The organism is Pacificispira sp. HM-600 (assembly GCF_977993705.1).
In genome coordinates, this window is sequence record NZ_OZ388079.1 from 130021 (window position 1) to 143139 (window position 13119).

A 13119-nucleotide genomic window follows, 5' to 3' on the forward strand; every position below is an offset into this window, starting at 1 on the left:
AAGCTCTACCGAGTTCTACCCGGTTCTACCCGTCGACGACCTTGAGCCATGCGCGGCGCGTGTCGAGGTCGGCGGTGATTCGCTTCACGGCCGAGGCATCGCCCTTCGCTGTCGCGGCCGCGAGGTCGGCCTCGAGCTTGTCGATCGCGTCGGCGAGCTGACGTGCCATGTCGCCGGCACGGGCCTTCGTCTCGGGGTTATTGCGCTTCCAATCGACCTCTTCGCGCGCCTTGAGCGCTTGCTCGATCTTGCGCATCGCATCGTCCAGAGAACGGTCGCGCTCACGCGGCGATACGCGTCCGATCTCGTCCCAGCGCCTCTGAATCGACGCGAGCAGCGATCGGGCCGCCGTCAGGTTGCGCTCATCGGCGACCGCGGCTGCCTCGACGAGGAGCGCCTGTTTGGCCTCGATCTTGGGCTCCGACTCGGCGATCTCTTCGGCCTCTTTTTCGGCGCGCGTGGCGTACAGCGCGTCACCCGCGGCCTTGAACTTCGCCCAGAGGGAGTCATCGACCTTCTTGCCGGCACGGCCGGCGGCCTTCCACTCATCCAGCAGAGCGCGGTACCGCGGAATGCCGTCCTCACCCTGGGGGAGAAGGGCCTCGGCGCGCTCGACCAGGCGCGCTTTGCGATCGCGAGCGCCCTTGTGGGTCTCGTCCAGCTCCGCGAAGAACTCCCGCCGGTGCTTCTCGACCGTGCCGCGGGCGTCGCGGAATCGCTTCCACAGCTCCTGCGATTCGCGCTTGGGCAGTCGCGGCCCGTTCTGCTGGTGCGCCTGCCAGGCCTCGAAGAGGTCGTTCAGCTCCTGCGTCGCCTGCTTCCACTGCACGGATTCGGGATCGCGCGCGGCAAGGGCCTCGGCCTTCACGACCAGCTCGGTGCGCTCGACGACGGCGGCGTTGACCGCCTCCTTCGCGGCGGCGGCTTCGGTAGCGGTGGCGGCGCTCAGCGTCTCGAGGATCGCCTCGACGCGACCCATGAGATTCGCGAGATTGCCGACCGCCGAAGCGCCGTCGATCTCGGCGCGCAGGTGCTTGGCGGCGGTGGTCAGATCGGATGCCGACGCTCCGCCGCCACGCTGGCGCTGCTCGAGCAGGCGGACCTTGTCGGCCAGGTCGCTGAATTTGCGCGCGAAGTAGGCGAGCGCCTCGTCGGGGGTTCCATCGGGGTACTGACCGACGACGCGCCAGGTGTCGGTGCCGTCTACGGCGGAGACCTCGCGGACGGAGACGGTGCCGTCGTCGTCGACGCGGCCCCACGCCAGGTCAGGGGCGGAAGCAGGCTCGGGGGACACGGTGCACCTCTTGCTGTGGGGGGCGGAAACTCCCCCAGCCTAGTACGACGCTCCGTGAGGCTCAGGGGGTCGTGGTTGGCCCAGGTACCGGATCAGACGAGATGCTCGGTAATGGCGACGACGACGGGGAGGGCGAGACCGCGGGGACCGGGGCGCCGGGACCCGCACCGTAGTAGGCGAACTGACCGCCGATGGCGGAGAGGATGACGATGCCGCCGACCACCGAAGCCACGATCGTGTCGCGCCGCCGGCGTCGCAACTGTGACTCGCGCAGCTGCAGGCGTGCCTGATACACGCGTGCTCGCTCGCGCTCGGCGCGGTCTTTGTCGGGCTTTGCCATTCGTCTGCTCCTGAGATCGATCGCCTGAACTCTACGCAGCCGCCCCGAGCCGGACCAAACCCGCGCCCGGAACCCCCGCGAACGGTCGCGACTCGCCGCATGTCGCGCGACCCAACGGCGAGTCGCGACCGTTCGAGGATGAGATTGCGCGCACCGGTGCTGGCGCCCGGCGATGGGCCGATTGTCGTGGGGGATGACGAGTGAGCCGGTGTGTAGGCGGCCCCGACTAGCCTGGGACGGTGACGGGTACGCAGGCGTTGTTCCAGGGGTCGACACCCCTGGCCGTCCGCATGCGTCCGTCATCCCTCGACGAGATCGCGGGTCAGGAGCACCTGCTGCGGCCGGGTTCGCCTCTCGTCGCCCTGGCCGACCCGAATCGGGCGTCGACCGGTGCCGTCTCGGTGATCCTGTGGGGCCCGCCGGGCACCGGCAAGACGACGCTCGCGCAGGCGATCGCTCGTTCGTCGGGTCGTCGCTTCGTTGAGCTGTCGGCCGTGACGGCCGGTGTGAAGGATGTCCGCGAGGTCATGCAAGAGGCGCTCACGCAGCGCGATCTGTACGGAGCCTCGACCATCCTGTTCCTGGATGAGATCCACCGCTTCACCAAGGCGCAGCAAGATGCGCTGTTGCCCGGCGTCGAGAACGGCTGGGTCGTCCTGATCGCCGCGACCACGGAGAACCCGTCGTTCTCGGTCGTGTCGCCCCTGCTCTCTCGGTCGCTTCTGCTCACTCTTCGCCCGCTGTCGGACGAAGAGCTCGGCCAGCTCCTGGATCGTGCCGTGACAGATGCTCGGGGCTTGGCCGGTGGCGTGACGATCGACTCATCTGCCCGTGCCGCGCTGATCAGGTTGTCGTCCGGCGATGCGCGACGTGCACTGACCGCGCTCGAGGCCGCGGCGTCGATGGTCGGCGCGGCCCGCGAAGTGCGGGCGGACGACGAGCTCGATGTCGATGGGGAGAACGAAGAAGACGACGAACTTCCCGTCATAACGGACGATGTCGTGGCACAGGCCGTCGACCGTGCCCTGCTGCGCTACGACCGCCAGGGCGACGAGCACTATGACGTGATCAGCGCCTTCATCAAATCGATCCGCGGGTCGGATGTGGATGCGTCGCTGCACTACCTCGCTCGGATGATCGAAGCGGGGGAGGACCCGCGGTTCATCGCGCGCCGCCTGATCATCTCCGCCGCGGAGGATATCGGTCTCGCCGACCCCCAGGCGCTGCCGATGGCGGTGGCGGCGGCGGACGCGGTGCAGTTCATCGGGATGCCCGAGGGGCGCATCCCGCTCGCCGAGGCGACCGCGTATCTCGCCACCGCGGCGAAGTCCAACGCTGCCTACGTGGCGATCGACAAGGCCATCGCCGATGTTCGCGGCGGACGTGCCGGCCCCGTGCCTCTGCACCTGCGCGACGCGCACTACGCGGGGGCGAAAAGGCTCGGTCACGGCAAGGGATACATCTATCCGCACGACACCGAGGTGGGCGTGGCCCGGCAGCAGTACCTGCCCGACCCCCTGCGCGGGGTCCGCTACTACGAGCCGACGCCGCGGGGTGCGGAACGCGACATCCGGACGCGCCTCGACAAGATCCGCCGCATCCTGGGGTCAGAAGACTGACGTGCTAGGATCTTCCCTGGCCTAGTTTCTGTCGAGCGTGCGGCTGCGCGAGAAGAAACGACGGGTGTCGTCCTGTAGCCGGACGCCCCTGGCACACCCCTCTTCACTTCCCTCGGTCCGCTGCGCGCGAGCCGAGGTACTCCACGTTCGTACGTCTCGAAAGGTAAACGTGTCCACTAAGTCACGGACCCGCAGCAAAACCCGTCTCTCGCGCGCGCTCGGCATCGCCCTCACCCCGAAGGCCGCCAAGTTCCTCGAGAAGCGCCCCTACGCACCGGGCGAGCACGGCCGCTCCAAGCGCAAGCAGGACAGCGACTACGCCGTTCGCCTTCGCGAGAAGCAGCGTCTTCGCGCCCAGTACGGCATCCGCGAGGCGCAGATGCGCAACACGTTCAACGAGGCGCGCCGCCAGTCCGGCCTGACCGGTGAGAACCTGGTCGAGCTGCTCGAGCAGCGTCTCGACGCGCTCGTCGTGCGTTCGGGCTTCGCCCGCACCACGGCGCAAGCCCGTCAGCTCGTCGTGCACCGTCACATCCTCGTCGACGGCCAGCTCGTCGACCGCCCGTCCTTCCGCGTGAAGCCGGGTCAGATGATCCACGTCAAGCCCAAGAGCGAGGGCACCGAGCCGTTCCAGGTCGCCGCCGCCGGTGGTCACGCCGACGTTCTGCCCCCGGTTCCCGGTTACCTCGAGGTCGACCTGTCGACCCTCCAGGCCCGCCTGGTTCGGCGCCCGAAGCGGGCCGAGGTGCCCGTCACGTGCGAGGTTCAGCTCGTGGTCGAGTACTACGCGGCGCGCTAAGCACCGCGTAGTACACCGCCGTAGGCGGCAGAAGGCACGGTTACGCGGCGCGCTAAGCAGTGCGATCCATCGAAGGGCGTCCGATCCGCAAGGATCCGGGCGCCCTTCGTCGTCGACCACTACGATGGACGGATGCTGCGCGTGCGGCTCACGAGTGCGAGGAAGTGGTGACATGAAGAGCCTGCTCTGGTTCCTGATCGGTATCGTCGGCGGTTTCGCCGCCGCGCACGTGATCAACAAGAATCCGACCGGCCACGAGCTCCTCGCCGAGGTCGACGCTCGCATCGGCGAGTTCACGGAACGCATCGGCGAGGCGTACCGGGGTCAAGAGGCGAAGCTGGACGAGTTCGTCAGCGGGGCGCAGGATGTCGCATCCAATGTCGCCTCCTCCGCCTCGGACGCTGCGTCTTCCGCGAAGGCCGCCGCGTCGGACGCCGTTTCGGATGCTGCCGAGACCGTCTCCGACGCCGTGACCGACGCCGCCGAGTCGGCCAAGGACTGATCCCATCCCGTTGTGCGGCCGCCCTCGCCGGGCGGCCGGTTACTCACGCGCTGACCCCTGCGAGGAATCCCGCTCATGAAGACCGCCGAGATCGCTCAGCGTTACCTCGACTATTTCGAGAAGAACGGTCACGTGATCGTCCCGAGCGCCTCGCTCGTCACCGATGACCCGGCCCTGTTGTTCACTGTCGCGGGCATGGTGCCGTTCATCCCGTACCTGAGCGGTGACGTCCCGGCGCCGTACAAGCGCGCCGCGGACGTACAGAAGTGCATCCGCACGCTCGATATCGAAGAGGTCGGGCACACTCCGCGGCACGGCACCTTTTTCCAGATGCTCGGCAACTGGTCGTTCGGCGACTACTTCAAGGAAGGCGCCATCCGCTTCGCCTGGGAGCTTCTCACGACCCCCGACGCGGATGGTGGCCTGGGCTTTGACCCGAAGGACCTGTGGGTCACGGTCTACGAAGAAGACGACGAGGCCCACGACCTCTGGCGCTCGCTGACCGACCTGCCGGAGGAGCGCATCCAGCGTCTCGGTAAGGACACCAACTACTGGTCGACGGGTCTGCCGGGCCCCGCCGGTCCGTGTTCCGAGATCTTCTTCGACCGCGGTCCCGCCTACGGGATCGACGGCGGGCCGGCCACGGACGACGACCGCTACGTCGAGATCTGGAACCTCGTGTTCATGCAGTACGAGATCACCAACGTGCAGTCGAAGTACGTCTTCGACATCGTCGGCGAACTGCCGAACAAGAACATCGACACCGGCATGGGCCTCGAGCGCGTCGCGTTCATCAAGCAGGGTGTCGACAACATGTACGAGACGGACCAGGTGCGTCCCGTCCTCGACCGGGCCGTCGCGCTCTCGGGCCGCACCTACGGGGCGGATCATCAGGACGACATCCGCTTCCGTGTCGTGGCCGATCACGTCCGCTCATCGCTCATGCTGCTCTCGGACGGCGTCACACCCTCGAACGAGGGCCGCGGGTACATCCTCCGCCGTCTCATGCGTCGCGCGATCCGTTCCATGCGGCTGCTCGGGGTGGACGGCCCGACCTTCGGGGAGCTGTTCGCCGCTTCTCGCGACGCCATGAAGGAGTCGTACCCGATCGTCGCGACCGACTACCCGCGGATCGAGCAGTACGCCCTCGCCGAAGAGGCGACGTTCTTGCGGACCCTGGCGGCCGGATCGAGTCTGCTCGACGACTCGGTCGTTCAGATGAAGGATGCCGGGGGCACGACGATCTCCGGATCCCAGGCTTTCCTGCTGCACGACACCTACGGCTTCCCGATCGACCTCACTCTCGAGATCGCCCAGGAAGCGGGTCTGTCGGTCGATCGCGAAGCCTTCGACACGCTCATGCTCGAGCAGCGCACCCGTGCCAAGGCAGACGCGAAGTCGCGCAAGCGTCAGCTCGCCGACACCAGCATCTATCGCGAGATGCGCGCGCTCGGAGAGACCGCGTTCACGGGCTACACGGATCTCGAGACGGAGTCTCGCGTGCTCGGGCTGCTGGTCGACGGTATGCCCGCCGATCGCGCCAGCGCGGGCCAGATCGCGGAGATCTTCCTCGCCGAGACCGCTCTCTACGCCGAGTCGGGTGGACAAGTCGCCGACAAGGGCGTGATCGTCGGCCCCGGATACGAGCTCGAGGTTCTCGACGTGCAACGCCCCGTGCCCGGTCTCATCAGCCACACGGTCGAGGTGACGACGGGCGAGGTCGGCGTCGGCCAGCCCGCGACGACCGTCGTGGACGCCCTCAACCGGCGCGCGGCGCAGCAGGCGCACTCCGCGACGCACCTGATCCACGCGGCCCTGCGCGACACCCTCGGCTCGTCGGCGACGCAGACCGGATCACTCAACCGCGCCGGATACCTCCGCTTCGACTTCGCGTGGGGGCAGTCGCTCTCGGATGCGACCAAGTCCGAGATCGAAGAGATCGCCAACAATGCGGTGCGCGACAACCTCGAGGTGACAACCCGCGTGCTGTCGCTCGACGAGGCCAAGGCGGCTGGAGCTCAGGCGCTCTTCGGCGAGAAGTACGGCGACGTCGTGCGCATGGTCGACATCGGGGGGCCCTGGTCCCGCGAGCTGTGTGGTGGCACTCACGTGACCACGAGCGCACAGATCGGGCTCATCAACCTCGTCGGCGAACAGTCGGTCGGAGCATCCAATCGTCGCGTGGAGGCCCTCGTCGGCCTCGACGCCTTCCGTGAACTCGCGGCCGAGCGCGCGATCGTCTCGCAGCTGACCTCGACACTCAAGACCCCGCGCGACCAGTTGCCCGCCCGCATCGCCGAGCTGACCGCAAGCCTGAAAGCGGCCGAGAAGAAGGTCGCGGCTTTCGAGACCCGCGCCCTCCGGGATCGCGTTCCGGCTCTCGCGCAGACAGCTTCGGCGGTCTCGGGTACGGCTCTGGTGGCTGAGTCCGTCGGCGCCGTCGCGTCACAGGATGACCTGCGTCAACTGGTGACGGCCGTGCGTGATCGCCTGGGCACGGAGCCCGCGGTTGTCGCGCTCGGCGGCAGTGTCGACGGTCGTGCCGTCGTGATCGTCGCCACGAACGAAGCCGCACGAACCGCGGGAGCCAAGGCGGGCGCGCTGGCGAAGGGTGCCGCGGCCGCTCTCGGCGGGGGCGGCGGTGGACGAGACGATGTCGCCCAGGGCGGCGGCACGGACCCCTCGGCCATTCCGGCGGGTCTTGCCGCGGTCCGCTCCGCTCTCGAGGCACTCACCGCGTGAGCGGCTTCCGACCGGGCGTGCGACTCGGCATCGATGTCGGCATGGCTCGTGTCGGTGTTGCACGTTGCGATCGCGACGGTCTGCTCGCGACTCCGGTCGAGACGATTCCGCGCGCGAGCGGCGACCCGATCGCCCGGGTGATCGAGATTGCCCGAGAGCTCGACGCGGTCGAGATCGTGGTGGGGCTGCCGATCAGCCTCGCGGGCCGCGAGACGGCGTCGACCGCGGATGCTCGCTCGTTCGCCGGGGCTGTGGCCGAAGCATCCGCTCTGCCCGTTCGGATGCTCGACGAACGGCTGACGACTGTGACAGCGAACGATGCTCTGCGACGTTCCGGCCGCTCCCAGCGGGGTTCCCGTAGCATTGTGGACCAGGTCGCCGCGGTCGTGCTCCTGCAGCAAGCTCTCGATGTCGAGAAGCGGACGGGGCTTCCGGCCGGCCAACCCGTCCTGCCCGAGGAGTAGTTGATGTCCGACGACAAGCGTCCCGACGAGAATTCCGGCGATGACCGGCTCGCCGACCTGTTCGGGCGCCTGCCCGATCCGCGTAGGCGCGCGGTCGACGAGCCGCCCATCCCGGCATCCGAAGACGTAGCCCCGTCCGCCGCTCAGCCGCCCTTGCCGGCGTCCTCAGCCGAGGACGCCGCGGCGCGTCAGATTCCGCTTTCGCGCCGTGAGTTGCGCCAGCGCGCAACGGGTGAGAGCCCCACGATCGCGTCTTCTGCCAGTCGGGAAGCGGATGTTCCGGCGCCAGAACCTGCGCCGTCCACATCGGCGACGGCCTCCACTCCGGCCGAGCCCGCGCCCGAACCACGTGCAACCCCCCGTGCCCCGAGCTCGGCGGAAGGTATGCCGGGCCGAGTCGCCACGGGCGCCGTGTCGGGGTCGCAGCCGCAACTGCGTCGTTCTGCGACGCCCACGCTCGAGGATGTCTCGCCCGAGGGCCGCGCGACGTCGACCCCGACGCTCGACGAACTGTTCGCCGAGGAGAAACGTATCGTCCCGTCCAAGAAGGAAAAGCGTCGCAACCGCCGCATCGGCGGGTGGATCGCGCTCGGTGTCGTCGTCCTGTTGTTCGGGGGCATCGGTCTCGGGGTCGCGTGGGCGTGGAGCAACTACGAGGGGCCCATCCGCGCCCTCATGGGCTGGGAAGAGCCGCGCGACTACGAAGACGGCATCGCGGAGGGCGAGGCCCTTGTCACGATCGCCTCGGGCGACGGGGGACAGACGATCTCGCAGAGCCTCTTCAACGCCGGCGTGACGAAAACCCCCGGCGCGTTTTACTCGTGGTTGCTCGAACTCGATGCCGTGCCCGTCTTTTATCCGGGCGTCTATCAGCTGCAACAGAAGATGACGTCTGCAGCGGCGCTCGCGGCGCTGGAGAACCCCGAGAACAAGCTCGAGAACTCGGCCCTCCTGCGCGAGGGATTGACCGTGGAACAGACATTGCCGCGGCTCGCCGAGGGTATCGGGCTGCCGATCGAAGACTTCCAGGCCGCGGTCGCCGACCCTGCCGCATACGGCGTCTCGGCGTCGAGCCTCGAGGGCTGGCTGTTCCCCGCTCTGTACGAGTTCGATCCGGGTGTGACGGCGGCTCAGGTGATCCAGACGATGGTCGACCGCACGGTGACGTCGCTCGACGCGGCCGGCGTGCCCGTCGATGACCGCGAAAGGATCCTCACGATCGCGTCGATCATCCAGCGCGAGGCGCGGGAGAGCGATGACTTCTACAAGGTGTCGCGCGTGATCGTCAACCGCATGCAGCCCGAGAACCAAGAGACCAACGGCTACCTCCAGATGGACTCGACGGCTCAGTACGGCTACGGCGAAATGCGCGACGGCACGGTCAGCTCGTCGGCCGAGGCCCTGGAGGACGACAACCCCTGGAATACCTACAAGGTGCCTGGCCTGCCGATCGGTCCGATCGCCAATCCGGGGGATGTCGCGATCGACGCGGCGATGCGTCCGGCCGAGGGCACATGGCTCTATTTCGTGACGGTCAATCTCGAGACCGGTGAGACCGTCTTCACCGACACCTATGCGGAGCACCAGAGAGCCGTTTCGCAGTGGCAGAACTGGTGTGCCGATAATCCCGACTCGGGTTGTTGATGTGACGGATGTCTCGGGACCCGCGGCTCTCGCCGTGTGGGGCAGCCCCGTCGCGCACAGCCTCTCGCCCGAGTTGCACACCGCCGCATACGCCGTGCTGGGTCTGCCCTGGAGCTATACCCGACGCGAGGTCGACGCGGAGGGGCTCGACGACGCCCTGGCGGACCTCGGGCCGGAGTGGCGGGGCCTGTCGCTGACGATGCCCCTCAAAGAGCGAGCCTTCGCGGCCGCGGCCCGTCGCGACCGTCGCGCCGAACTCACCGGTGCCGTCAACACTCTGCGGCTGAGCCCCGATGCCGGACCACACGGCGTCAACACGGACGTCGGGGGGCTGGTGGGTGCTTTACGTGAGCTCGGCGTTTCGGCGCCGGATGTCGCACGCCTGATCGGCGCCGGGGCCACCGCATCCTCCGCGATCGTCGCGCTCGGCGAGCTCGGCACGCGACGTGTGGATGTCTGCGCCCGCAGGCTCGTCTCGATCGCGCCGCTCGTCAGCCTCGGGTATCGCATCGGTGTTGACGTGCATCCGTACCCGCTCGGGACGACCCCGCCGGACACCGCCGACGTCACCATCAGCACACTGCCCGGGGGCACGGTGCTCGCTCCCGAACTCGTCGCGTCGGTGGCGGATGCGGGTGGCTCACTGCTCGATGTCGCCTACAGCCCCTGGCCATCGGCTCTGGCCGACGCGTGGTCGACGGGCGGGGCTCGCGTGATGTCGGGGCTTCCCATGTTGCTGCACCAGGCGCTTTTGCAGGTGCGTTTCTTCGTCTCGGGCGATGTCGAGGCCCCGCTGCCGGACGAGCACGCGGTGTTCGCCGCGATGCGCTCCGCGCTCATGGGAGACTAGGAGGATGCTCCGCGTCCTCACCGCCGGCGAATCGCACGGCCCCGAACTGATCGCCATCATGGAGGGTCTGCCCTCCGGCGTGCCCATCTCGTCGGACGCGATCCAGGCCGACCTGCAACGCCGCAAGCTCGGCTACGGCCGTGGCTCGCGCATGAAGTTCGAGCAGGACGAGCTCACGATCTCGGCCGGTGTGCGACACGGACTGAGCCTGGGCAGCCCGATCGCGCTACGCGTCGGCAACACCGAGTGGCCCAAGTGGGTCGAGGTCATGAGCGCCGAACCGGTCGAACTGACCGAGAAGTCTCGTGGACGAAGCGCGGCCCTCACGCGTCCGCGACCGGGCCACGCCGATCTCGTCGGCATGCAGAAGTACGACTTCGACGAGGCACGTCCGATCCTCGAGCGCGCAAGTGCCCGTGAGACGGCAGCCCGCGTCGCCCTCGGCGCGGTCGCGCGCGCATTCCTGGCCGAGCTCGGCATCCGTCTGGTCAGCCACACCCTCTCGATCGGTACCGTGCATGTTCCGGACGGTGCCGCGCTGCCGACGCCGGACGACGTCGACGCGCTGGACGCCGACGACCTGCGTTGCTTCGACGCCGAGACCTCGACGCGCATGGTCGCCGAGGTGGACGCGGCGCGTAAGGACGGCGACACGCTGGGCGGGATCGTCGAGGTGCTCGCCTACGGTCTGCCGCCGGGACTCGGGTCGCACGTGCACTGGGATCGACGCCTCGATGGCAAGCTCGCCCAGGCGCTCATGAGCATCCAGGCGATCAAGGGAGTCGAGGTCGGCGACGGCTTCCTCACCACGACGCGCCGAGGCTCGGCCGCCCACGACGAGTTGTTCGCCACAACCGACGGCATCTCGCGCTCGACCGATCGGGCGGGCGGAACCGAGGGCGGCATGTCGACCGGCACCGTGCTGCGCGTCAGCGCCGGCATGAAGCCCATCGCGACCGTGCCCCACGCGCTTCGCACCGTCGACGTCGCGACGGGCGACACGGCTTCCGCTCACCACCAGCGTTCGGACGTCTGTGCCGTCCCTGCTGCAGGGGTGGTGGCAGAGGCGATGGTCGCCATCGTGCTTGCCGACGCCGCACTCGAGAAGTTCGGCGGCGATAGTGTCGGCGAGACGCGCCGCAACCTCGACAGCTATCTCGCTGCTATCCCCGAGACGCTGCGCACGACGCCCGCGTCCGAGGCGGCCCTCGTCGAGCATGAACTCTTCGGCTGACTCCGGGGCCATCGTCTTCATCGGCCCGATGGGTGCGGGCAAGACGAGCATCGGTCGCCGGGTCGCCCGCGCGCTGCAGCTTCCGCTCGTCGACACCGACCGCGTGATCGTGGTCGACCACGGTCCGATCCCGGACATCTTCGCCGAACACGGTGAGGCGCACTTCCGTGAACTCGAGCGCATGGCCGTCGCGGATGCGCTGGCCACCGGCGGCGTCGTCTCGCTCGGCGGGGGAGCGGTCTTGGACCCGACCACGCGGTCTGCCCTCGCAACACACCGCGTGATCTACCTGACGGTCTCACCCGGAACGGTGGCCTCGCGCATCCGTGACGCCAACCGGCCCTTGGTGGCGGGCGACGACCCCGTGGGCGCCTGGGAGCGCATTTTCGCCGAGCGGCGATCACTCTACGAGGAGGTCGCGGACGTGACCTTCGATACATCCTGCGGTCCGATCGCGAATGTCGCGACGGCCGTTCTGGACTGGCTGAAAGCAGACGAATGAACGACGTCACCACCATCACCGTCACGGGTGAGCCCGGCTATGACATCACGGTGGGTCGAGGCATCCTGGATCGCGTCGGCGCCGCGCTTGCCCCGACCGTGCGCAAAGTGCTGGTCGTGCACCCGCCGACGCTGGGCGCACGCGCGGCCGAGATGCGTGAGCGGCTGATGGACGAGGGCGCGCGCGAGGTACTGCTGGCGGAGATTCCGGACGCCGAGCAGGGTAAGCGAATCGAGGTCGCCGCGTTCTGCTGGCAGATCATGGGCCAGGCCGACTTCACCCGCACCGATGCGGTCGTCGGCTTCGGCGGCGGAGCCGTCACCGACCTGGCGGGCTTCGTCGCGGCCACCTGGTTGCGCGGCGTCGACCTGGTGCAGGTGCCGACCACCGTGCTGGGGATGGTCGACGCGGCCGTCGGCGGCAAGACCGGGATCAACACGGCCGAGGGCAAGAACCTCGTCGGGGCTTTCTGGGCGCCGAGAGCCGTGATCTGCGACCTGGACCTGCTCGAGTCGCTGCCGAAGAATGAGGCCGTCGCCGGATTCGCCGAGGTCGTCAAGGCCGGTTTCATCTCGCACCCGCAGATCCTCGACGCGATCGAGGCGGACCCCGCCGCGGCAACGGATGTCACGAGCCTCGTCTTCCGTGAATGCGTCGAACTCGCGATCGGGATGAAGGCCCGCGTCGTGAGCGAGGACTTTCACGAGTCGGGGCTGCGTGAGGTCCTGAACTACGGGCACACCCTGGGCCACGCGATCGAGCACGCCGAGCGCTATCGCTGGCGCCACGGAGCGGCGATCTCCGTTGGCATGGTGTTCGCCGCCGAACTGTCACGCCTCGCGGGGCGACTGCCGGATGCGGCGGCCGCGCGTCATCGCGACATCCTGGAACTCCTCGGGCTTCCCACCACCTACCGCGCCGGCGCATGGCCCACGCTGCTCGCATCGATGCAGCGCGACAAGAAGACCCGCGGCGGCCTGTTGCGATTCATCGTGTTGGACGACATCGCACGTCCCACGGTGCTGCAGGCGCCGGATGACTCGCTCCTGTTCGCCGCGTATCAAGAGGTCGCGGGATCCTGACCCGGTCGCTGTGCGCACCGGTTGGTCGCTGAGCCACCCGTCGGTCA

At 68.4% G+C, this 13119-nt stretch carries 12 protein-coding genes; 10 read left to right on the forward strand and 2 right to left on the reverse strand.

Features of this window, described 5'->3' with window-relative positions; all coding sequences use genetic code 11:
• Window positions 1-25: 25 nt before the first annotated feature.
• Both ACXZ1E_RS00605 and ACXZ1E_RS00610 read right to left on the reverse strand, forming a co-directional pair.
• A complete protein-coding gene (locus ACXZ1E_RS00605) occupies window positions 26-1294 on the reverse strand; it encodes a DUF349 domain-containing protein (RefSeq protein WP_458041558.1) in 1269 nt (422 codons plus the stop codon).
• A 61-nt stretch (window positions 1295-1355) separates the two neighbouring features.
• Window positions 1356-1634, reverse strand: coding sequence for a dioxygenase (locus tag ACXZ1E_RS00610; RefSeq protein WP_458041559.1), 279 nt, complete (start codon window positions 1632-1634; stop codon window positions 1356-1358).
• Window positions 1635-1873: 239 nt separating this feature from the next.
• Here ACXZ1E_RS00610 and ACXZ1E_RS00615 point away from each other — a divergent pair, with 239 nt between their 5' ends.
• From ACXZ1E_RS00615 to aroB, 10 genes are all read left to right on the forward strand, one after another.
• The gene (locus tag ACXZ1E_RS00615) at window positions 1874-3253 is read left to right on the forward strand and encodes a replication-associated recombination protein A (protein WP_458041560.1); all 1380 of its coding nucleotides are present in this window, start codon (window positions 1874-1876) and stop codon (window positions 3251-3253) included.
• A gap of 169 nt (window positions 3254-3422) precedes the next feature.
• Complete coding sequence (rpsD, locus tag ACXZ1E_RS00620) at window positions 3423-4052, forward strand: 30S ribosomal protein S4 (protein WP_036296063.1); 630 nt, start codon at window positions 3423-3425, stop codon at window positions 4050-4052.
• Window positions 4053-4224: 172 nt separating this feature from the next.
• Complete coding sequence (locus ACXZ1E_RS00625; protein WP_458041561.1) at window positions 4225-4554, forward strand: ATPase; 330 nt, start codon at window positions 4225-4227, stop codon at window positions 4552-4554.
• 75 nt (window positions 4555-4629) lie between these two features.
• Window positions 4630-7296: an alanine--tRNA ligase gene (gene alaS / locus ACXZ1E_RS00630; protein ID WP_458041562.1), complete on the forward strand. Its 2667-nt coding sequence runs from the start codon at window positions 4630-4632 to the stop codon at window positions 7294-7296.
• Window positions 7293-7760 carry a Holliday junction resolvase RuvX gene (gene ruvX, locus ACXZ1E_RS00635; protein WP_458041563.1) on the forward strand — a complete coding sequence of 156 codons (468 nt, stop codon included), beginning with the start codon at window positions 7293-7295 and terminating at the stop codon, window positions 7758-7760. Before alaS ends, ruvX begins: the two co-directional genes overlap by 4 nt.
• A 3-nt stretch (window positions 7761-7763) precedes the next feature.
• Complete coding sequence (gene mltG / locus ACXZ1E_RS00640; protein WP_458041564.1) at window positions 7764-9404, forward strand: endolytic transglycosylase MltG; 1641 nt, start codon at window positions 7764-7766, stop codon at window positions 9402-9404.
• A 1-nt stretch (window position 9405) separates the two neighbouring features.
• A complete protein-coding gene (locus ACXZ1E_RS00645; protein WP_458041565.1) occupies window positions 9406-10254 on the forward strand; it encodes a shikimate dehydrogenase family protein in 849 nt (282 codons plus the stop codon).
• A 4-nt stretch (window positions 10255-10258) separates the two neighbouring features.
• Window positions 10259-11488 carry a chorismate synthase gene (gene aroC / locus ACXZ1E_RS00650; protein ID WP_458041566.1) on the forward strand — a complete coding sequence of 410 codons (1230 nt, stop codon included), beginning with the start codon at window positions 10259-10261 and terminating at the stop codon, window positions 11486-11488.
• Window positions 11472-11990 (forward strand): shikimate kinase, encoded by a 519-nt coding sequence (locus tag ACXZ1E_RS00655; protein ID WP_458041567.1) that lies wholly within the window; start codon window positions 11472-11474, stop codon window positions 11988-11990. Before aroC ends, ACXZ1E_RS00655 begins: the two co-directional genes overlap by 17 nt.
• Window positions 11987-13072 (forward strand): 3-dehydroquinate synthase, encoded by a 1086-nt coding sequence (gene aroB, locus ACXZ1E_RS00660; protein ID WP_458041568.1) that lies wholly within the window; start codon window positions 11987-11989, stop codon window positions 13070-13072. Before ACXZ1E_RS00655 ends, aroB begins: the two co-directional genes overlap by 4 nt.
• Window positions 13073-13119 lie beyond the last annotated feature (47 nt).

Coding starts and splice junctions, on each gene's coding strand:
- ACXZ1E_RS00610 (WP_458041559.1), bottom strand. CDS start 1,634: ATGGCAAAGCCCGACAAAGACCGCGCCGAGCGCGAGCGAGCACGCGTG.
- ACXZ1E_RS00625 (WP_458041561.1), top strand. CDS start 4,225: ATGAAGAGCCTGCTCTGGTTCCTGATCGGTATCGTCGGCGGTTTCGCC.
- alaS (WP_458041562.1), top strand. CDS start 4,630: ATGAAGACCGCCGAGATCGCTCAGCGTTACCTCGACTATTTCGAGAAG.
- mltG (WP_458041564.1), top strand. CDS start 7,764: ATGTCCGACGACAAGCGTCCCGACGAGAATTCCGGCGATGACCGGCTC.
- aroC (WP_458041566.1), top strand. CDS start 10,259: ATGCTCCGCGTCCTCACCGCCGGCGAATCGCACGGCCCCGAACTGATC.
- ACXZ1E_RS00655 (WP_458041567.1), top strand. CDS start 11,472: ATGAACTCTTCGGCTGACTCCGGGGCCATCGTCTTCATCGGCCCGATG.
- aroB (WP_458041568.1), top strand. CDS start 11,987: ATGAACGACGTCACCACCATCACCGTCACGGGTGAGCCCGGCTATGAC.